We start from the raw sequence: 20,699 nt of genomic DNA, 5'->3' as shown, positions 1-20,699 counted from the left end.
CTGACAAGCGCCCACACGAATTATCTGACCAATCTGTTAAAGAGCGCTTGAACGTGTCGTTCAAGTGAGGCGCATATTCTACCGAACGCCGTGTTGAAGTCAATCTTTATTTTGCATCTTTTCCGAAATCTTCCGGCTGCAAAACCTGACTCCAACCACCAATCACAAAACCTTGAAAAAATGTTAAATATCAAGATCTTACTAACCAGCATCTTCTCATCTCAGCTACCTGTTTGGCAGCCTCCTTGGGAAGAGGTGCGCATTCTACAGACTCCCCAAAAGGAGTCAACAGCCCTGCCTGAAAAAAGTGATTTATTTGTAAAATAACACCATATTCAAACCTTCTGCCGTTGTTTTTTCTTTTTAAAACTAAAACAGACCCTCTCAGCCAACGCAATCAGCAAAAACCCACCATAAACGATGGCATCTTCATAACTAGCTCTCACCATCCATATCACATGAATCATTACCAAGATTGAAATGAGATACACCAGCTTATGCAATTGAATCCAACGCCGCCCCAGGCGACGTTGCATCTTTTTCGTAGACGTGACCGCAAGCGGCAACAGAAACAACACTGCCGCTGCGCCCACTATAATATAAGGCCGCTCTAAAAACTCTTGCAGCAATATGTCAAACTGCCACCCCACTATAAAAGTAGCGAATGCCAATAAATGCAGGACACTATAAAAGAATGCATATAAACCAAACATGCGACGAAATCTCATCAGCCAAGTAAGCGATAACCGACGACGCAACGGAGTCACCCAAAGGCTTAACCATAATGAAATAATGGCCCATGTACCCAAATACTTGACTATCTCTATCGCCGGGTCAGCGCCTAACTGCTGCGCATAAATATCATATGACAATATTAATAACGGCAGTAGCAACCCAAAAAAAACGCAGCACCAAACAAGCCTGCTTTTTGCAGGGTTAATACCTAAAACCATTTACGCAAATCCATCCCAGTGTAAAGATGAGCCACCTCCTCCGCATAACCATTAAAGGGTAATGTCTCAATTCGGTTAGGCGAAAATAAAGATGAAGGCAAACGTCTTTCAGATGCCTGCGTCCATCTGGGATGGTCAACCTCGGGATTCACATTAGCAAAAAAGCCGTACTCTTTGGGCGCAGTAAGATTCCATGTCGATTCAGGCATCGTTTCAGTGAAACGAATCTTCACTATCGACTTGATACTTTTGAATCCATATTTCCATGGAACAACCAACCTCAGCGGCGCTCCGTTTTGTGGCGGCAAGGCTTGCCCATAAAGGCCTGTAGCCAGGAAACTCAAAGGATGCATCGCCTCATCTATTCTTAATCCTTCAACATAAGGCCAATCTAAGGAGCTGAAAAGAGCTTTTTGACCTGGCATCTGCTGCGGATCATGCAGCGTAGTAAACTCAACAAACTTTGCCTTACTGGTAGGCTGAAACTGTTTTAAAAGGTCCGCCAGAGGAACCCCCAGCCACGGAATAACCATCGACCACGCCTCAACACAACGTAACCGATATATTCTTTCCTCGAACTTATGCGGTTTTATTAAATCCTCTAATGCAAATTTACCAACTCTCTCTGCCTCCCCCTCAACCTCTATTGTCCAGGGATCCGTTTTAAACTGCTGAGCTTTACGACTGGGGTCCTGCTTACCAAGCCCGAATTCATAAAAATTATTGTGCGTAATTACATCAGGATATGGAGCAGGCTTTTCATTTGAGGAGAAACGATTATTCCGCTCCGCAGCCTTGATAGATGGCTGCATCCACTCAGGACCCGCATAGATAGGCCAGTCTTCTTTGAAGTCATATTTTGATAGGGCTGAAACGGTAGCGGAGGAAAGCAAGGCGGCAGTGCCTGCCAAACCTTGCATAAAAAGACGACGCTGCTTATAAATAGACTCTGGCGTTATCTCGGAGCTTTTTATTTCTTCAGCCTTTTTAATTAACATCTAAATTCTCACTGTAATAAATACCAATGAAAATTTAGACCTTTTTACCAGAAATAATTCCCTTTACGCTTTTTTCCTTTTCCGCAACAGCCACATAACCGGCCCTGATGCACTGTACACCAGGAACAAAACCCACAGAAATAGTGCAGGCTCAATCGATATCACACCCACACCCAATACAATTGCTGCCAGAATGACGAACGGCACCTTTCCTTTCAGGTCTACATCTTTGAAGCTATTATAAAGCGCATTACTCACCATCATGATGCCAGCTAAGGCAACATAAAGCGCAATGATATAAGCAAAAGGCGCTGGATCAATATTATATTCTGTTGCAGCCCATACTAAACCAGCCACGGCAGCGGCTGCCGCAGGCGAAGGAAGACCGATAAAATAACGTTTATCGACAGAACCGATCTGCGTATTAAATCTCGCTAACCGCAGAGCAGCACACGCCACATAGATGAACGCCGCGAACCAGCCCACCTTACCGATATCACCTAATACCCAGCTAAATGTCACTAATGCGGGAGCCACACCAAAAGAGACCATATCTGATAAAGAATCATACTCAGCACCAAAGGCACTTGATGTATTAGTCATTCTTGCTACACGACCATCAAGACCATCCAGCACCATGGCGACAAAAATAGCGATAGCGGCCGCCTCGAAATGAGAGTTCATACCCGCGATTACCGCGTAAAACCCAGAAAATAGTGCTCCTGTAGTAAAAAGGTTAGGCAACAGGTAGATACCACGCCTCGGTTTCACACCCTGCTCTGAAACAGACTCATCCTCATGAAAAGATTCATTTTCTTCAGTCATAACGTCACTATCTAAATAATAAAAGAGCCTTATTCTACAGCGCCATTCAACAGCACGATAGTTTATCAGGCAAACAATGCATCAATATCACAACTCGTTTTTTTGCCCAACACACCCTGATGCTCCCCCAGCCAAACAGAAGCAGCGTCACGCCCGGCCTCTTTCAAGCCATGCAGAAACGTTTTACGCGTATCGTATTTACTGGCACGCCTCAAACCAGACAACAATTCATGACTCTCTATAATATGTGTACGCATTCTTCCAATTTTTCGTACAGCTTTACCTGAAAACCAACCCTGAGGCATTGATTGTCGTTTAATAGCAGCAATACTGCTCATTTCTCGCAAAAAAGTACTTTGGAAGCTCATTTCTGTTACCCGCTCCCCAATGGTTTCTGCTGTTATAGGCAACTCATTCCCCACCAAAGACTGCAACAAAACAATAAGGACATCATCGCTATCACAATCATATATCAACGGGAAAATCGCCGGATTAGCAGAAAAACCACCATCCCAATAATTCAACCCATCTATCTCTATCGCTTTATGTATATTAGGCAGGCAAGCTGAGGCCAGCAGATGATTTACCGTAAGCTCAGACTCTCTGAAAATTTTTAATTTACCCGTACTAACTTCCGTGGCAGCAAGAAATAACTTAAACGGAGAGTCGAGCGATAGCTGTTCAAAATCAACCAATTGACTCACTAAGCTGCGCAAAGGGTTAATATCAAGCTTGTTGATATCATACGGAGAGACATATTTCATCGCATACAACCACAAACGAGCCATAGAGCCTTCAAGATGCTCAGGCAACACATTCCCATAATCCAAAGCAGAAATAGCGCCCCAAAACTCATCCAATTTATCTCTAGCTCCCTGAGGGCCTCCTAAACGCCACCCTTCCGCAAGCATCACCGCATTCATTGCTCCGGCGCTGGTCCCACTAATACCTTCGAACGACAATAATTCTTCTTCCAGAAGACGATCAATAACTCCCCATGTAAAAGCCCCATGCGCACCGCCGCCCTGTAAAGCAAGATTGACCTTAATGCTCTGCATAACAACCTCCATTCATTATTGTGCACTGCACAAATATAACAGAAAAAGCGGCTCACGCTACACTCCGGGTTTTAAATTTATTAAATCGTTTATACAAAGGCAGGTTTCATTTATGTGATAATGACGTATGGATACACGCACTTTAAAGCATTTTCTTAGTTTATCTGACACACTGCATTTCGGACGTGCGAGCGCACTCTGCCACCTTAGCGCCTCAGCACTCAGCCGGTCTATTAAACAACTCGAGACAGAGCTAAACGTTGTTTTGTTTGTACGCGATAACCGCAGCGTGCAACTCACCCATGAAGGAATGCTATTCCAGGCCTATGCCCGCGAGGCGTTAGCTCAATGGGACCTAACACGCAACACCCTACTGGCAGAAGCCAAAGAACTTCACGGCGAGGTCAGCATCTATTGCTCAGTCACAGCCAGCTACAGCTTCCTATACGATATTCTTAGTCAGTTTCGTCATAACTTTCCCGCCATTGAAATAAAATTACACACCGGAGACCCTGACCACGCACTCCGCCGAGTACAGAATAACGAAGAAGACATCTCCATAGCTGCCAAACCAGATGCTCTGCCTAAAGATCTGGCATTCAAGCCGGTTGGAATATCTCCGTTGCTTTTTATTGCCCCCAAAGAAAAAAACACGCTGGATGAAAGCCTTTTACCCCCAACAACGACAGAGCAATGGAGTAGCATTCCTATGATTCTTCCTGAAGGCGGGGTATCAAGGGACAGGCTTGATGAGTGGTTCCGCCAGAAAGGAGTGAAGCCCAACATCTATGCCCAAGTCGCCGGAAACGAAGCGATTGTCAGCATGGTCAGTCTTGGGTTTGGTGTGGGCGTCGTCCCAAAAATCGTTTTGGACAATAGCCCGTTAGCAGAAAAAATCGAAATATTAGCTATCAAACCCGAACTAAAACCATATGAAGTCGGCCTGTTCACATTAGAAAAGAAACTTAAAAACCCGTTAATCAATGCACTCTGGTGCCAAATCAAAACCAACACCCCTCAGTAAACTAAGTATTAACAAAGAGCGCCTCAATGTCTGGAGATAAATAAGGACGTCCACGTTCATTAAGTGCCGTACCTACAACCAACGCCTCAACACAGAGTTTCTGGTCTGATGAACGAATAACCTTTTGCCGAAAAGCAAACTTCACCTTACTGAGCCGCTCAACAACAACCTGTACCACATACTCATCACCACTTGTTAAAGAGGCTTTATAGTCCAGCTCAGAACGCACGACCACCAAGTGAATACCTTGCGACGCTAACGCAGAAAAATCCACACCATGAGCCAGCAAGTATTCATGACGTGCATGCTCAAGGTAATTAAAGTAAACACCGTTATTGACAATACCTTGCATATCCAACTCATAGTCGCGCACTTTACTACTTATCTGAAACGGCGTTTCCATCTACTTTCCTATTTTCACGTTGATAAATAAGATTGACGCTTGATAGCGAAGATATAAAAAAGCCGCTCCTTTTATACCAACAGGAGCGGCTTTTTACTGACTAACGCAGTGATTACAGGCTAAGCACCTTTTCTCCGCGCGCAATACCAGATACACCTGAGCGCACTACTTCCATAATACTGGCCGTACCTAATGCATCAATAAACGCATCCAGCTTAGCGCTGGAGCCTACCAACTGCACGGTATAAGTATTAGGTGTAATGTCGATAATCTGCCCGCGGAAAATATCAGCGGTACGCTTAACTTCCGCCCGAAATGCACCCGCTGCCTTGAACTTGATCATCATCAATTCACGTTCAATGTGTTCGCCTTCGGTCAGATCAACAACTTTAACAACATCGATTAGCTTATTGAGCTGTTTAGTAATCTGCTCAACAACTCTATCATCACCTACCGTGGTTACGGTCAAACGCGACAATGTCTCATCATCGGTTGGCGCAACGGTCAGCGATTCAATGTTGAAGTTTCGCTGAGAGAACAAACCTACTACGCGAGACAGTGCACCCGGTTCGTTTTCAAGAAGAACAGAAATGATATGACGCATATTTAAGTCCTCTCCGTTTTGCTCAGCCACATGTCACGCATAGAACCGCGCGGTACCTGCATAGGGTACACATGCTCATGTGGGTCAACCGTAATATCCATAAACACCAGACGATCTTTCATAGCAAAGGCTTTTACCATTGCTGCTTCCAAGTCAGAATATTTATCGACCTTTATACCGACATGTCCATAAGCCTCCGCCAGCTTGATGAAGTCAGGGAGTGATTCCATATAAGATTGCGAATGACGGGATTCATAGTTCATATCCTGCCACTGACGCACCATGCCTAACGAACCGTTGTTCAGGCAGATAATTTTGACCGGAATATTGTATTGATTACAGGTCGACAGTTCCTGAATATTCATCTGGATACTGCCTTCACCCGTCACACAGGCAACATCAGCATCCGGGAAGTTCATTTTCACACCCATCGCCGCCGGCAGACCAAAGCCCATCGTGCCCAAACCACCTGAGTTAATCCAACGGTTAGGCTTATTGAACTTGTAGTACTGGGCTGCAAACATCTGGTGCTGACCAACATCAGAGCAAATATAAGCATCACCGCCGGTAACTTTACTGAGCATTTCGATAACCTGTTGAGGTTTCATCTTCTCAGAATCGTCTGTACGGAAATGCCCACCATGACGGGTGCGCCATTCATTAATTTGCGCCCACCAGGTTTTATTGGCTTCTTGATCTGGCGTCTTTTTACTGGCTTTTAGCAGCTGCAGCATCTCTTCAAGAACCGCTTTAGCAGGACCCACAATGGGCACATCTGCGCGGATAGTTTTCGAGATTGAAGCCGGGTCCACATCAATATGAACAATTTTGGCAGTAGGACAGAACTTATCGACACCATTGGTTACACGGTCATCAAAACGTGCACCAATCGCCAGAATCAAGTCGCTGTGATGCATCACCATATTGGCTTCATAGCTGCCATGCATACCGAGCATACCTACGAACAGCGGATCCGTTCCCGGATACCCGCCCAACCCCATCAGGGTATTGGTAACAGGATAATTCAGCGCTCGAGCCAATTCGGTCAATTCCTCGCTGGCATCGCCCATAATGACACCACCACCCGTATAGATAATCGGGCGCTTAGCACTCATCAACAGATCAAACGCTTTCTTGATTTGCCCGCTATGACCTTTAGTCACCGGGTTATATGAACGCAGCTTGACTTGTTTAGGGAATACATACGGAAAACGATCCGTTGGGTTGGTCATATCCTTAGGAATATCGACCACAACCGGTCCAGGACGACCCGTTTCTGCAATATGAAATGCTTTACGAATAATCTCAGGGATCTCTTCTACACTTCGTACGCTGAAGTTATGCTTCACAATCGGACGGGAAATACCGATCATGTCCGTTTCCTGAAACGCATCTTCACCAATCAGATGACTCATGACCTGACCGGTAATGACCACCATAGGAATTGAATCCATATAAGCCGTTGCGATACCCGTTACGGCATTGGTTGCGCCTGGCCCAGATGTCACTAACGCAACACCGGCCTTACCGGTCGCGCGCGCATAGGCATCAGCCATATGTGTTGCTGCTTGCTCGTGGCGCACCAGAATATGCTCTACTTCATCCTGCTGGAAAATTGCATCATAGACATGAAGCAACGCTCCGCCCGGATATCCATAGATAAATTTCACACCCTCATCACGAAGAGCGCGAACAACCATTTCTGCGCCTGATAGTAATTCCACTTTCTTACCCTCTAGTCGACACCGATCTCGTCGGTGAGTAAACAGTTCAGAGATTCTGCAATAATGAACATGTTCAGGCCGCTGTGCGATGATGACGCAAGAACAGCGGAAAACCAAAAGCACACCATGTGTATTGGCCCATGTCCGGATGAATGCAGGCTAAGGATCTCTTAACCGGCAGACCTTCTGAAACTTAAGCTGGGTAGTGCTTACTCAATGTTGTTAAAACAATCCTGAGAACTGTTTCGCCAACATTAGTTTCGCCATTTGTTTCGGGGTCCCCTACTGCAAACGAGCGAAGAAAAATAGCCCAGCATTCTCTCATTTTGCGTACTATTGATCAACCTCAGGAACACGCTTTGCATACAGCAGATGCACATAGACAAAAGTCAGGTTATATTATCTGAAAAAATCACTGGAGATTGGCCCATGAGTGTTGCGCAAATTAAAAACAAAGAGCGAGTCATCAAAGAACTCACCCTATTCATTCGCAAGGTATTTTCTGAACCTGAAATATGCACGATAGCCAAAGACATTGCCCGCAAGCATCTGAAAAGCCCAAACGCTAATGTACTCATTGCGGACGAACTATCATCACTGACTAACGTGAAAATTCCGGCAGAACACAGCGAGGCCGACGAACTGTTTCTCGATCTGCTAAAAGATATTGTGCGGGATGAAACCGCCCTTTATTAAAAAAGACCTGTTTTATTAAAAGGGCCCCGTTTTTTTATAGCTACTCCGGCACGAGCCACTTTTCCTGTGGCTCGTCAGCTTCTGGCTGCGCCAGCATATGATAGAGCCAGGGCATCACAGTGGCAATTTTCTGATCCAATTGCCACGGTGGATTAATCAGCAACATGCCACTGCCGAACATCCGTTGCGAGCCTGAATCCTGCACATAAAATTCGGACTGATATACTCTGCGAACACCCGAAGCAACAATATTATCAATCATGTCCTGGTGCAGACCCGCTTTCAAAATGGGATACCAGATTGCAATACTGCCATTTGGCCAGCGAGCCAACAATTGCTGAGCAAATTTTGCCACCTGCTTATACTCAGTTTTCACCTCATAAGAGGGATCAATCAACACCAGTCCCCGATTAGGTTTAGGCGGCATCATAGACAGCACCCCTTCGTAACCATCGCGATGATGCACAGCCACCTGAGCCTGGCCTCTAAAATGTTGTTTTACCTGCTGGTATTCCGCCGGATGCAACTCCATCACAGCAAGACGATCAGATGCACGTGCCAGCCTCGATGCAATGGATGGCGAGCCTGGATAAAACCTCAACTCTTTATCCTGATTCACCGCTTGTACTTGTGCTATATAAGGGCGGATGGCATCAGGCATATCCTGTCGATTCCAGAGTTTACCTATCCCTGCCAGGTACTCACCGGTTTTTTGTGCTTTGTCGCCCGCCAAGTCATAGAGCGCACAACCGCCATGTGTTTCAAGATAACTCCAAGGCTTATCTTTTAGATTAAGCGCCTCCAGTATTAACGCCAATATCATGTGCTTATGCACATCCGCAAAATTACCGGCATGGAAGCCATGTTGATAGCTAAGCACCTTAGCACCCCTACTTAATTAGATTTGCGCCTATTATCGCTGCCATCTCATCTATGCAAAAGGTACAATGCTCAACTTTGTCATTTTTCGTAACTATCTATGCAAAACGCTACCCAATACAAGCTGTTTTCCAAGCGAAAGCTACTTCCCTGGACAGTCGGCATTCTGATCTTTATTGCCATGTTGGTCACGGTGGAATATATCGTAGGCTGGACGGCTGTGTTCGCTCAGTGGAAAACCATGCCACTGAGCACCCTGATACCCGCACTGATACTGTTCGCCGCCAGCTACTTATTACGCGCCTGGCGCATCTACGATCTATGCCAACCCGATTTAAAGGGGCGATTCATCAGCGTACTTAAATTAAGCGTCCTTCACCTTTATGCCAATAACATGCTGCCGATGCGTTTAGGAGAGGGATTATTCCCTATTTTGATGAAACGCTACTTTGCGGTTGGTTTTGCTGAAGGTTTTGCACGCCTCATTTGGCTAAGAGTTCTGGATCTGATCATTGCCGGTGCTCTGGTAGCGGTGACCTTCAGCTACTTTTTTCCTCTATTTTCATTATTAGCCGTCGGACTTGGCACACTCTTCATGCTTTTACTCTACGCCCTGTACCGAACTAAAGGGCGACAATGGCTGATTCAGCACTCTTTTTACCCTAAAATCGAACCTATGATAAACCAGCTTAAAAATACAGCCCCACAAAGTCGCCGGCAATTTATCCGGGTTATCATCTGGACGTTTCTCTCCTGGGGTTGCAAACTTGCCTCCTTAATAATGATCACCCGTGCATTGCAATCACTCAGCGTTTTTGAAGCTCTGGCTGGAGTGCTCGGTGCTGAACTAAGCAGCATATTACCCATCCATGGTGTTGCGGGTAGCGGTAGCTTCGAAGCCGCCTTTATGGCCGGCCTCGCCCCCATAGGACTGCTCAGTACAGATATATTGGGGCTAGCGGTCAATTTACACCTGTTTATACTAGGGGCAACATCACTCTTTGCCCTGTTATGTTTCTGGATTCCCGTTGCCAAGCCAACGAGAGAGGATATCTCAATATGATCGACATAATTGACACGCCAACTGACACGACAGCAACCGACACCGTTGCTGACAATCCCTGTAACCAAAGCCTTTCAGTGGTTGTACCTTTCTATAATGAAGAGGAAAACATTAAACCCTTCATGGAAGAGGTACACGCCGCACTAAAAGACTATCCGGGCCAATGGGAATTGATCGCTGTTAATGATGGCAGTAACGACGGAACAACCCAGGCGCTGGATAAAGCCGTAGCTGAGTATGGCGACCATGTACACGCGATCCATTTTGCGCGTAACTTTGGCCAGACGGCAGCGATGCAGGCAGGTATTGATGCTGCACGCGGCGATCTGATTGCCACACTGGATGGCGACTTACAAAACGATCCTGCCGATATTCCGAAACTGATTGTTGCGCTCGAAGAACGCGATCTGGATATGATCAGCGGCTGGCGTAAAGATCGCCAGGACGGAGCCATCAACCGCAAATTACCGTCACGCATTGCCAACTGGCTGATCCGCAAAAACACCGGTGTCTATGTCAATGATTACGGCTGCAGCTTAAAAGTTTACCGCTCCTGGGTAATCAAACAGGTGCACTTAATTGGTGAGATGCACCGCTTCATTCCCGCATGGGTGGCCTGCGTCACCTCTCCAGATCGTATCAGTGACATGCCGGTGAACCATCGTGCCCGCCAGTTCGGCGAATCAAAATACGGCATTTCGCGTACCATCCGCGTTATTCTGGACCTGTTAGCCGTATTTTTCTTCATGCGCTTTTCGCGGCGTCCCGGGCATTTCTTTGGCTCAATCGGGCTATTTTTAGGTGCCATTGGCGGTCTGATTCTGACCTATCTGTTTGGGGTTAAAATCTTTATGGGAGAAGATATCGGCAATCGTCCCTTACTCTTCACCGGCATCCTCTTTGTCATGACCAGTGCACAATTGATAACCACCGGCGTTCTGGCTGAAATACTCACCCGTAGTACTGCTCACGCAAAAATGCCTGTCCGCCCATCAGCTAACGCTCCTGCGCAGAGGGGGTGGAGTGAATAAGACACTCGATCAGCAGGGTCTGATGAAGCTCCTGCTCTCAACTCCCGTACTCATATTACTGGCGCTGGTCAGCACGTTTGGTTATGCCGCCTGGTTACCGCTGTTTGATCTGGATGAAGGCGCCTTCACCACCGCAACACGCGAAATGATTGAAACCGGCAACTGGATCTCAACCTACATGAATGGGGTACCCAGGCACGATAAACCCATTTTAATCTACTGGCTTCAGGCACTCAGCGTATCCGGTTTTGGCCTCAATACTTTCAGCTTGCGGCTACCGTCCTGCCTGGCGGCACTGGCCTGGATCTGGATCAGTTATCGCTTTGTCAAAGAACAAAGAGACGATACGGAAGCACGCTTAATGGTGTGGTTATTAGCCGCCTTGCCATTAGCCAGCATTATCTTTAAAGCCGCCATTGCCGATGCGCTGCTGAACTTCCTGTTATGTGCAACTTTCTTCGATATCTATCGTTATTTCCAACGCGCCGATAACGCCACTCTGTTGCGTATCGGTATCTGGCTGGGATTAGGCTTTCTCACCAAAGGCCCGATTGCCTGCGCACTACCTCTGATTGCCAGTTTGGTTTTATTTGCCTTTGAAGGCCGCTTTAAAGACTGGCTGAGAGCCGTTTTTCATCCGATCATTATTATCACTTTTATAGTGATTGTTTTGCCCTGGCATATCGCCGTCTACCTGGACCAGGGCTGGGAGTTCTTTAAAGGCTTCTACCTGAAGCATAATATTGATCGCTTCAGCACAACGATGGAAAGCCACGGGGGTAAGCCCTATTACTACATGATGCTACTGCCGCTATTATTCGTGCCTTTTACAGGATTGATTGCCCCGGTCATCAAATCACTGTTTAAACAGCGCCCACGAGGACTTGAGCTATACCTGATCACCTGGTTTCTTTTAGTACTGGTTATCTTCTCGTTTTCTAAAACACAACTGCCGCATTACATTCTGTATGGGGTTACACCGATACTCTTTTTGATGGCACGACACCTTCTCAATGCAGGGTTCTGGTCATTATCAGCACCGGCACTGACCATTCTGCTCGTCAGCCTGCTACCTTTATTTTTTGGCTACGCAGCTGAACAATCGAACAAGCCTTTTGATAAAGCAGTACTGGAGCTCGCCACGACAGAGTACAACACTGCTTTTCAGGCAATCTCTGTACTAGGCCTGTTATTGATCGTTGCATTATATTTTTTCAAAAACACAAGCTATCCAGCGCGCCTTCTTGTAGGTGCTGCCGGAAGCATGCTGATGTTTAATTTTTTGCTACTGCCATTGTTAGGGGCCGCCCAGCAAGAGCCCGTTCGTGAGGCAGCCCTGCTCGCTAAGAAAATTGGCGGACCGGTGGTGAGTTACGGTATCAACATGCCCAGCTTTTCTGTTTACCGGGATGCAATTGTGCCCAGACGAGCCCCCCAGCGTGGCGAGCTCGTTTTCACCCGAATCGATAAACAAGAAAACTTGCTGACATTAGATCCTGCTGTGAAACCGACCCGTCTGTACGCCAAAGGAGGAGTCGCACTTTACTCTTATGAATAAACTTAATCAGCATGTTGCCTCAGCCTGCAAGACTTGGCCGACAACACAAAACAGCGACAAACTACTTCTGTGGGCAGCCATTTTGGCATTTTCGCTGGGGACTGCTCTATTAATGGCAAACGGCTTACAAACCGGCTTTTATAGCGTCCAGTTTCTCAGCCTGATATTACCTCCCATAGCATGGGAGCATCTTTCGTTCATGGGAGATACGCTGGTTGTTTTAACACTGGCGCTATTATTTGCCTATCGTTACCCACACCTGCTATTCGCTTTACTGATTACAGCCATCGTAGGTACCTTGATTACCCACGGCATAAAACCCTGGCTTGCCACACCTCGCCCCCCTGGCGTGTTAGATCCCGGTAGTTTTCAACTCATTGGCTCCAGCATCTCCAAAAAAAGCATGCCTTCAGGACATACCTTAACGGCTTTTGCTGCGGCTGGCTTGTTAACACGCTTAACTGCCAATAAAGCGATACAATTTTTAATCCTGATTGCTGCCTGCTTTATTGGCTGGTCACGTGTCGCTGTCGGTGTACACTGGCCTGCAGATGTCTGCATGGGGGCTGCTGGCGGGCTTTTTTCTGCATGGGCAGGGCTACAGTTATGTGATCGTTGGCAGCGTTTTTTTAGCGGCCGTTTCTATCTGATCTTGCTGATCATCCATGCGGGTTGTGCTATTACACTGATTAACTATGATGGTGGTTTTCCGCATACATGGCTTTTTGCCGTGACGGCATCGGCCATCAGCTTAGCGAGTATTTATCACCAACTATCACGTCATGGGTTAATACCACGACTTTCACACAAGGAGTAGGCACGATGCGTTTTCTGGTCACAGGTGCAGCAGGTTTTATCGGCTTTCACGTCGCACAGCGCCTGCTCAAAGAAGGGCATCAGGTCGTTGGTCTGGATAATTTGAACGATTATTATGACCCTCAACTCAAATTAGATCGCCTTGAATTGCTAAAGCCTTTTTCCGACTTCACTTTTTACAAATGTGATCTTGCGGATAAAGAAGGTGTTGAACAGATATTTAAAGAAGAAGCGATTCAACGTGTCATTCATCTAGGCGCACAGGCCGGTGTCCGACACTCTATTAATCAGCCCTTTGATTACGCCAGTTCTAATTTGTTAGGCATGCTGGTCATACTGGAATGCTGCCGTCACTTTGCTATAGAACATTTGATCTATGCCTCCTCCAGTTCTGTTTACGGCACCAATACTAAAATTCCGTTCTCAACCACCGACGGCGTTGATCATCCGGCCTCCTTGTATGCGGCCACCAAAAAAAGCAACGAGCTGATGGCTCATAGCTATTCACACCTGTATAACATTCCGACGACAGGCTTACGCTTCTTTACTGTCTATGGCCCTTGGGGACGCCCGGATATGGCCCCCATGCTATTCGCCAGTGCCATTTCTGAAGGAAGGCCTATTAAGGTATTCAACTACGGAAAAATGCGTCGGGATTTCACCTATATCGATGATATTGTTGAGGGCATTGTTCGCATCCAGAACATCATTCCGCAAGCCAACACACAATGGGATGGGCAAACCGACGAAAGCGCTGCGCCCTATAAGATTTTCAATATTGGCAATAACCAGCCAGTCGAGCTGGAGTACTTTATCCAGCAGATTGAAACATCATTAGGTACAGCTGCCGTTAAAGAGTATTTGCCGATGCAAGCAGGTGATGTCGTTGAAACATTTGCCGATATCGATGCGCTCAGCAAAGCCACGGGATTTACGCCAGACACCCCCATTGAAGAGGGAGTTCGTCTGTTTATTGAATGGTACAGGGACTATTACAAAGACTCTGACAAGGGCTATGACAAAGTCTAGCGGACACTGGCAATATATTTAGAAAGGTGCGCCATTTTATCAGGATCATCATCTACCAGGGTGATCCTGATATTGATAAAAGCAGAGTTAATATGCACGTCGGCAGCCTCCACCATCTGAATAAATCCATTCACACGTGCCACACTGTCACCCGATAACTGCTCAATATCAATAACCGCCTGATCCAGCACCTGAGGGAATTCACCCTCATTTTTAACAACCACCAGCACATCTTTCAGGCTCATATCTTTAATCGCACATTTGTACACCTGATCCCCCACCCGCAGATACGCCATTCCCTTAGGCTTGAGCACACTCCTGGATGGCGGTACATTTTCCTGCTGTTCCTCTGCCAACATTTTAGCGGCCTTAGCCTGCTGGATCACATCCGGTGCTTTCTGCTTATGCAACACTTTATTTATTTTCTGTATAAGCTGCTCTTTTGAAAACGGTTTGCCCAGATAATCATTAACACCCGCATGAATTGCCTTAAGGACATATTCACGCTCACCCCGGCTAGTCACCATGACAAACGGAACCGTTTTATATCGGGGTTGTGCACGCGTCCATTTCAGCACTTCCAAGCCACTCATTTTGGGCATCTCCCAATCACACAAAATGATATCAAACGCACCTGACGTCAGTAATACCTGTGCTTCTTCGCCATTAAACGCTGCTTTAACCGTTGCTTCAGGAAATGCATCACTGACTATTTTAGTGACGAGTTCACAAATAAACTTAGCATCATCAACGATTAATACTTTCAGACTCTTCATCTACTACTCTCTAAAAACGGGCCGAACCGCAAAACAGGAAACTCACTGACAGATGCTCGGTCAGTAAGATTAAAATAGGCCATAACCTGCGTATTCTCCAGTATTTAGAAAACACAAAAAAAAGCCCGTCACGATGACGGGCTTAGCAGAACCTGCAATATTCCTCGATTATTTCCCTATTATTCCCCTATGAAGAGTTTAGCGGAACACAAACTCTCCCGCCTCGACATCCACGGCTATCTCAGTCCCCGGCAGATATTTACCCGCCAGTAAAGCCTGCGCCAATGGGTTTTCTATCCATTGCTGAATCGCTCGTTTCAACGGACGCGCACCATAGATAGGCTCGAATCCTACTTCCACCAGCTTGTCGAGCGCTGTCGATGTCAGGGTCAAGGTTAAATCCCGTTCCGCCAAACGCTGGCGTAAACGCTCCAACTGGATAGTCGCAATACCTGCCACCTGATCTTTGCGCAGACTATGGAATACCACCACTTCATCAATACGATTGATCACTTCAGGACGGAAGTGGGAACCCACTTCTTCCATCACCGCTCTTTTCATCAGATCGTAATCGTCGTCATCACTGAAACTCTGTATCAGATGCGACCCAAGGTTAGAGGTCATAACAACAATAGTATTTCTGAAATCAACCGTACGGCCCTGACCATCGGTTAAACGGCCATCCTCTAACACTTGCAACAGGATATTGAAGACATCAGGATGTGCTTTCTCCACCTCATCCAACAACAATACCGAATAAGGTTTACGACGAACGGCTTCGGTCAGATAGCCTCCTTCTTCGTAGCCGACATAGCCCGGAGGTGCACCAATCAAGCGGGCAACTGAGTGTTTCTCCATAAACTCGGACATATCAATGCGCACCATCGCATCGTCAGTGTCGAACAGGTAATTGGCCAATGCTTTACACAGCTCGGTTTTACCCACACCGGTTGGGCCGAGAAACAGAAAACTACCATTAGGGCGGTTTGGATCAGATAAACCGGCACGCGAACGTCGCACGGCATTGGAGACAGCAATAACCGCTTCACTCTGGCCAACAACCCGATCATGCAGCGCATCTTCCATACGCAACAGTTTTTCGCGCTCACCTTCCAGCATTTTACTAACAGGGATACCTGTCCAACGCGCGACAACTTCAGCCACCTCTTCTTCGGTCACTTTATTGCGCAGCAGTTTATTACTTTCCTGGCCCGTTTCTTCCGCTTCACTGGCAGCAGCCAGCTGCTTTTTCAATTCAGGGATGATCCCATATTGCAGCTCAGAGGCTTTCGCCAGATCCCCGGATCGCTTCACCTGCTCCAACTCTACTAAGGCCTGATCTAACGCCTCATTGACCTTCTGAGAGCCCTGCAAGGCCGCTTTTTCCGCTTTCCAGATATCATCCAGATCGGCGAATTCACGTTCAAGCGTCGCAATGGTTTTTTCCAGCTCATCCAACCGCTTACGGGCCGCCTCATCTTTCTCTTTTTTCAGCGCCTCACGTTCCATTTTCAGCTGAATCAGACGACGTTCGAGACGATCCAGATCTTCTGGTTTTGAGTCCATTTCCATGCGAATACGCGAACCGGCCTCATCGATCAGATCGATCGCCTTATCTGGTAACTGACGATCCGTAATATAGCGCTGTGATAGTTTCGCCGCCGCGATAATCGCAGAGTCAGTAATTTCTACACCATGATGAACTTCATAGCGCTGCTTCAAACCACGCAAAATGGCAACAGTATCTTCTTCTGTAGGTTCATCTACTATGACTTTCTGGAAACGACGCTCCAGCGCAGCATCTTTCTCTACATACTGTCGATACTCATCCAGCGTCGTCGCACCGACACAATGCAGTTCACCACGTGCTAACGCAGGCTTGAGCATATTGCCGGCATCCATGGCGCCTTCGCCTTTACCGGCACCGACCATGGTATGTAGCTCATCAATAAAGAGAATGATCTGACCTTCCTGTTTAGACAGCTCGTTCAGTACCGCTTTGAGACGCTCTTCAAATTCACCACGGAATTTTGCACCGGCAATTAACGACCCCATATCCAGTGAAAGCACTTTTTTACGCTTCAGGCCTTCGGGCACTTCCCCATTGACAATACGTTGCGCCAAGCCTTCAACAATGGCTGTTTTACCTACACCCGGCTCCCCGATAAGAACCGGGTTGTTTTTAGTACGACGCTGCAGCACCTGAATGGTACGGCGAATTTCATCGTCACGACCAATCACCGGGTCCAGTTTACCCAGCTCTGCCTGCTCGGTGAGATCAACACAATACTTATCTAATGCCTGACGACTCCCTTCAGCATTAGGATCATTAACACTATCACCGCCACGCATATTATTGATCGCCTCTTCTAATGATTGTTTAGTGACACCGGCATCACGTAATACCTTGCCGACATCGCTTTTATCATCAACCATCGCTAATACAATCAGCTCACTGGCGATAAATTGATCGCCACGCTTTTGTGCAAGTTTATCCGTCAGATTAAAGATACGTGCCATATTCTGTGACAGACGGATCTCGCCATCCGGGCTTTGTACTTGTGGCAAACGATCCAGCGCTTCACCCACACTGCGAGCAAGCTGCGGAAGCGCAGCACCGGCCTGTGACAGCAATGGACGAACGGAACTATCCTGCTGTTGCAGAAAAGCCGCTAGTAAATGAATAGGCTCTATATGGTTATGATCCTTACCCACAGCTAACGATTGCGCTTCACCTAAGGCATCCTGAAGTTTTGATGTAAATTTATCGGGCCGCATAGATAATTTTCTCCTTGTAAGCAGCCATCATTAGGACGTGACTGCTGTCTCTTTGCATCTGATATGGGGTTATTACTCGTCCGATTCAAGCCCGTGATGCTTAATAATTAACCAGATGTGACCCAGATCAACAAAATTTAAGGCGCAAGTTGACGCAAATTAAAGAGTACCCACCCTTAGAAAAACAACCCACCCAGATTAAATGCCATCCATCCACCCAACCACGCCAGCACTAACCCTGAGAAAATAGAGAGTGCAGCCCAACGCCAGCTACCGGTTTCCCGCCGTATCACTGCCAACGTAGCCAGACAAGGCATGTAGAGCAAGGTAAACACCATCAAGGCTAAACCTGCAGCCGGCGCTAAGCCCGCTTGCATCGCTAACTGCAAACCACCCATATCTTCTGCGTTCACCTGATAAACCATAGCCAGCGTTGCCGCAATGACCTCTTTTGCAAGAAAGCCCGACAGCAGCGCAACGGTTTCCTGCCACTGAAAGCCTAAAGGGGCAAAAAGCGGTGCCATCCAGCGTCCGAGCTGCTCCAGAAATGACATTTCGCCCTGCATAGGAAACGTTTGTAACACCCAAACAGCCATCGAACCGACCAGAATCACACCCCCTACCTTATGTAGAAAATCCTGTACTTTATCCCACACATGCATCATCAGCGAGCGGAAGGAGGGCCAGCGCCAAGGCGGCAGTTCCATGATAAAAATCTCATTTGGCTGCGCCGGCAACCAGCGAGATAAAAGCGCGGCAATAACAAAGGCAACCATAATCCCCAGCATATGTATGCCAAAAAGTGCACTGCCTGCATTATCTGCAAAGAAGATCCCTGCCAATAGAACATATACCGGCAAACGTGCCGAGCAGCTCATAAAGGGATTGATCAAAATGGTAATCAAGCGCGCCCTGGGCTCCTCAATAGTCCGCGTTGCCATAATCGCCGGTACATTACAGCCAAAACCCATGACCAGCGGCACAAACGCCTTGCCATGTAAGCCGACTTTGCTCATCACCCGATCTGTCAGAAAAGCAGCGCGTGCCATATATCCACTTTGCTCAAGTATCGCTATAAATAAAAACAACAACACCACATTCGGTAAAAAAACTAAAACCCCTCCGACTCCAGCCAGTAAGCCATCCGTAATAACATTACGAAACAGCGTATCAGGTAGCCAATGTGTCACTCCTTCGCCGATCAACCCTACCGTCTGATCAATCCAGTCAGCAGGGTAAGCACCCAAGGTGAATGTCGCTTCAAAAATAAGCCATAACGCAAAAAAGAACAGCGGCAAACCCAACCAACGGTTGAGCGTTATCGCATCTAACCAGGTATCCAACCGACTTATATCAATATGGGCTTCATCTATTTCATGAAACAGTCCATGAATGTACCCATAACGACCGGCGGTAATCAGTTCAGTAGCCGTTTCATCATGCCTTTGCGCCAACAGTGTTAATTGATCCGATAGCGTTTGCCGCACCTCCTCTGATATTGGAAAACCGACATCGCCTGCGGCCTCTAAACTCTGCACAGCCTGCCAACGTGATATATTTTTCTGAGTCAGTTGCTGTATGGCTTGTTCGACATGAGGCTCATAATTAATCATCAGCGCACTACAGGTGGTTATCAGTGATGCCTGATGCTGATGGTTGGCTAACAAGGAGGCTACCAGTTGATCCAACAGAGGCTCGATCGCAGCAGATTTGCGTCCATCACTGGGCAACACCGGCACACCCAGCTGTTTCGATAACTGTTTAATATCGGGGACACAACGCAGACGCGCCGCTTCATCCATCATATTCAATGCCAGCATGGTGGGCAGGCCCTGCTCCAATAGCTGAGTCGTTAACGCCAAATGGCGTGATAGATGACTGGCATCCAAAACATTCAGCACAAAATCAGGGGGAGTATTCAACAGATAATCGCGTGCGACCCGCTCCTCAACCCTATTTTGGCTTAACGAATAGATGCCAGGCAGGTCAACAAAGGTCAGGGTTAGCCCTTTATGCTCACGCGCTCCCTGTTTAACATCGACTGTGACGCCGGCCATGTTACCGGTTCGCTGCCGGGCGCCCGTCAGCAGGTTAAACAAAGAGGTTTTGCCACAGTTAGGATTCCCCACCAACGCAACCGTAAAATGCATGTTATTCACCGTCCGTTACCTTGATCCGTTACCGTAATATAGACTGCTTCTTCATTGCGTAGACATATCTGCTGTCGCCCCAACCGATAAACTCTTGGGTTTCCCCAAGGGGAGACGGCAGCAAGCTGAATGCTCTGCCCGCGCAAAACCCCTAGCGTTGCCAAACGTTGTCGCAATGCGTCCGGGCCTGCAATATTCAGAATTTCACACCGCTGACCACGTGTTAAAGAATCAAGTGTCACGTCACAACACCTCTCATTAGAAGATAATGAGAATGATTATCCTCTTTGTTCGCTTATCAATATATGACTTATATCAAACTTATCTAATTCAC

19 protein-coding genes are annotated in these 20,699 nt (G+C 47.1%); 7 read left to right on the top strand and 12 right to left on the bottom strand.

Translation table 11 applies throughout. The features are described 5' to 3' along the window. Positions 1-335 precede the first annotated feature (335 nt). The 4 genes from BM099_RS18235 to BM099_RS18220 all read right to left on the bottom strand — a co-directional run bounded on the left by BM099_RS18235 (position 336) and on the right by BM099_RS18220 (position 3,834). Positions 336-953, bottom strand: coding sequence for a protein-methionine-sulfoxide reductase heme-binding subunit MsrQ (locus BM099_RS18235; protein ID WP_090730347.1), 618 nt, complete (start codon positions 951-953; stop codon positions 336-338). Further along, on the bottom strand, positions 944-1,951 hold the full coding sequence (gene msrP, locus BM099_RS18230; protein WP_090730345.1) for a protein-methionine-sulfoxide reductase catalytic subunit MsrP: 1,008 nt from the start codon (positions 1,949-1,951) through the stop codon (positions 944-946). The genes BM099_RS18235 and msrP overlap by 10 nt, the downstream gene beginning before the upstream one ends. 63 nt (positions 1,952-2,014) lie before the next feature. After that, positions 2,015-2,776, bottom strand: coding sequence for a CDP-diacylglycerol--serine O-phosphatidyltransferase (pssA, locus tag BM099_RS18225; protein WP_090730343.1), 762 nt, complete (start codon positions 2,774-2,776; stop codon positions 2,015-2,017). A gap of 65 nt (positions 2,777-2,841) precedes the next feature. Next, positions 2,842-3,834: a patatin-like phospholipase family protein gene (locus tag BM099_RS18220; RefSeq protein ID WP_090730341.1), complete on the bottom strand. Its 993-nt coding sequence runs from the start codon at positions 3,832-3,834 to the stop codon at positions 2,842-2,844. A gap of 127 nt (positions 3,835-3,961) precedes the next feature. Between BM099_RS18220 and ilvY the strand changes: the two genes are divergently transcribed. After that, positions 3,962-4,858, top strand: a complete 897-nt coding sequence (gene ilvY, locus BM099_RS18215) for an HTH-type transcriptional activator IlvY (protein WP_090730339.1) — start codon at positions 3,962-3,964, stop codon at positions 4,856-4,858. Between the two features lies 1 nt (position 4,859). Here the strand turns inward: ilvY and BM099_RS18210 are convergent, their stop codons facing one another. The 3 genes from BM099_RS18210 to BM099_RS18200 form a co-directional block, all read right to left on the bottom strand. Further along, complete coding sequence (locus tag BM099_RS18210) at positions 4,860-5,261, bottom strand: acyl-CoA thioesterase (protein WP_090730337.1); 402 nt, start codon at positions 5,259-5,261, stop codon at positions 4,860-4,862. A gap of 112 nt (positions 5,262-5,373) precedes the next feature. Beyond that, positions 5,374-5,865: an acetolactate synthase small subunit gene (ilvN, locus tag BM099_RS18205; RefSeq protein ID WP_090730335.1), complete on the bottom strand. Its 492-nt coding sequence runs from the start codon at positions 5,863-5,865 to the stop codon at positions 5,374-5,376. A gap of 2 nt (positions 5,866-5,867) precedes the next feature. Further along, positions 5,868-7,589, bottom strand: coding sequence for an acetolactate synthase 3 large subunit (locus tag BM099_RS18200; protein WP_090730333.1), 1,722 nt, complete (start codon positions 7,587-7,589; stop codon positions 5,868-5,870). A gap of 429 nt (positions 7,590-8,018) precedes the next feature. Between BM099_RS18200 and BM099_RS18195 the strand changes: the two genes are divergently transcribed. Then, positions 8,019-8,285, top strand: a complete 267-nt coding sequence (locus BM099_RS18195) for a hypothetical protein (RefSeq protein WP_090730360.1) — start codon at positions 8,019-8,021, stop codon at positions 8,283-8,285. Positions 8,286-8,325: 40 nt separating this feature from the next. On the opposite strand, the gene BM099_RS18190 is transcribed toward BM099_RS18195, so the two are convergent. Next, a complete protein-coding gene (locus BM099_RS18190) occupies positions 8,326-9,165 on the bottom strand; it encodes a 23S rRNA (adenine(2030)-N(6))-methyltransferase RlmJ (protein ID WP_090730331.1) in 840 nt (279 codons plus the stop codon). 99 nt (positions 9,166-9,264) lie between these two features. Here BM099_RS18190 and BM099_RS18185 point away from each other — a divergent pair, with 99 nt between their 5' ends. The 5 genes from BM099_RS18185 to BM099_RS18165 are packed head-to-tail and all read left to right on the top strand — an operon-like array spanning position 9,265 to position 14,661. Beyond that, positions 9,265-10,227 (top strand): lysylphosphatidylglycerol synthase transmembrane domain-containing protein, encoded by a 963-nt coding sequence (locus tag BM099_RS18185; RefSeq protein ID WP_090730329.1) that lies wholly within the window; start codon positions 9,265-9,267, stop codon positions 10,225-10,227. Next, positions 10,224-11,258, top strand: a complete 1,035-nt coding sequence (locus BM099_RS18180) for a glycosyltransferase family 2 protein (protein WP_090730327.1) — start codon at positions 10,224-10,226, stop codon at positions 11,256-11,258. Before BM099_RS18185 ends, BM099_RS18180 begins: the two co-directional genes overlap by 4 nt. Further along, the gene (locus BM099_RS18175) at positions 11,251-12,816 is read left to right on the top strand and encodes an ArnT family glycosyltransferase (RefSeq protein ID WP_090730325.1); all 1,566 of its coding nucleotides are present in this window, start codon (positions 11,251-11,253) and stop codon (positions 12,814-12,816) included. Before BM099_RS18180 ends, BM099_RS18175 begins: the two co-directional genes overlap by 8 nt. Beyond that, positions 12,809-13,633, top strand: a complete 825-nt coding sequence (locus BM099_RS18170) for a phosphatase PAP2 family protein (protein WP_090730323.1) — start codon at positions 12,809-12,811, stop codon at positions 13,631-13,633. Before BM099_RS18175 ends, BM099_RS18170 begins: the two co-directional genes overlap by 8 nt. A gap of 5 nt (positions 13,634-13,638) precedes the next feature. Beyond that, entirely contained in the window at positions 13,639-14,661 is a 1,023-nt protein-coding gene (locus tag BM099_RS18165) for an NAD-dependent epimerase (protein WP_090730321.1), read from the top strand. Here BM099_RS18165 and BM099_RS18160 read toward each other — a convergent pair. From BM099_RS18160 to BM099_RS18145, 4 genes are all read right to left on the bottom strand, one after another. After that, positions 14,658-15,437, bottom strand: a complete 780-nt coding sequence (locus BM099_RS18160; protein ID WP_090730319.1) for a response regulator — start codon at positions 15,435-15,437, stop codon at positions 14,658-14,660. The genes BM099_RS18165 and BM099_RS18160 overlap by 4 nt on opposite strands. 198 nt (positions 15,438-15,635) lie before the next feature. After that, positions 15,636-18,215, bottom strand: coding sequence for an ATP-dependent chaperone ClpB (gene clpB / locus BM099_RS18155; protein ID WP_090730317.1), 2,580 nt, complete (start codon positions 18,213-18,215; stop codon positions 15,636-15,638). A 176-nt stretch (positions 18,216-18,391) separates the two neighbouring features. After that, positions 18,392-20,365: a ferrous iron transport protein B gene (gene feoB, locus BM099_RS18150; protein ID WP_090730316.1), complete on the bottom strand. Its 1,974-nt coding sequence runs from the start codon at positions 20,363-20,365 to the stop codon at positions 18,392-18,394. 5 nt (positions 20,366-20,370) lie between these two features. After that, positions 20,371-20,607, bottom strand: a complete 237-nt coding sequence (locus BM099_RS18145; protein ID WP_090730314.1) for a FeoA family protein — start codon at positions 20,605-20,607, stop codon at positions 20,371-20,373. Positions 20,608-20,699: the final 92 nt, after the last annotated feature.

This window comes from Neptunomonas qingdaonensis (assembly GCF_900113275.1).
GTDB classification, from domain to species: domain Bacteria; phylum Pseudomonadota; class Gammaproteobacteria; order Pseudomonadales; family Balneatricaceae; genus Neptunomonas; species Neptunomonas qingdaonensis.
This window is presented reverse-complemented; position numbering and strand designations above follow the sequence as displayed.

Bases quoted from the DNA above. Each gene is read 5' to 3' on its own strand.
- msrP (WP_090730345.1), bottom strand. From the start codon at position 1,951: ATGTTAATTAAAAAGGCTGAAGAAATAAAAAGCTCCGAGATAACGCCA.
- BM099_RS18235 (WP_090730347.1), bottom strand. From the start codon at position 953: ATGGTTTTAGGTATTAACCCTGCAAAAAGCAGGCTTGTTTGGTGCTGC.
- BM099_RS18160 (WP_090730319.1), bottom strand. From the start codon at position 15,437: ATGAAGAGTCTGAAAGTATTAATCGTTGATGATGCTAAGTTTATTTGT.
- BM099_RS18195 (WP_090730360.1), top strand. From the start codon at position 8,019: ATGAGTGTTGCGCAAATTAAAAACAAAGAGCGAGTCATCAAAGAACTC.
- ilvN (WP_090730335.1), bottom strand. From the start codon at position 5,865: ATGCGTCATATCATTTCTGTTCTTCTTGAAAACGAACCGGGTGCACTG.
- feoB (WP_090730316.1), bottom strand. From the start codon at position 20,365: ATGCATTTTACGGTTGCGTTGGTGGGGAATCCTAACTGTGGCAAAACC.
- BM099_RS18165 (WP_090730321.1), top strand. From the start codon at position 13,639: ATGCGTTTTCTGGTCACAGGTGCAGCAGGTTTTATCGGCTTTCACGTC.
- BM099_RS18220 (WP_090730341.1), bottom strand. From the start codon at position 3,834: ATGCAGAGCATTAAGGTCAATCTTGCTTTACAGGGCGGCGGTGCGCAT.
- pssA (WP_090730343.1), bottom strand. From the start codon at position 2,776: ATGACTGAAGAAAATGAATCTTTTCATGAGGATGAGTCTGTTTCAGAG.
- clpB (WP_090730317.1), bottom strand. From the start codon at position 18,215: ATGCGGCCCGATAAATTTACATCAAAACTTCAGGATGCCTTAGGTGAA.
- BM099_RS18185 (WP_090730329.1), top strand. From the start codon at position 9,265: ATGCAAAACGCTACCCAATACAAGCTGTTTTCCAAGCGAAAGCTACTT.
- BM099_RS18180 (WP_090730327.1), top strand. From the start codon at position 10,224: ATGATCGACATAATTGACACGCCAACTGACACGACAGCAACCGACACC.
- ilvY (WP_090730339.1), top strand. From the start codon at position 3,962: ATGGATACACGCACTTTAAAGCATTTTCTTAGTTTATCTGACACACTG.
- BM099_RS18170 (WP_090730323.1), top strand. From the start codon at position 12,809: ATGAATAAACTTAATCAGCATGTTGCCTCAGCCTGCAAGACTTGGCCG.
- BM099_RS18210 (WP_090730337.1), bottom strand. From the start codon at position 5,261: ATGGAAACGCCGTTTCAGATAAGTAGTAAAGTGCGCGACTATGAGTTG.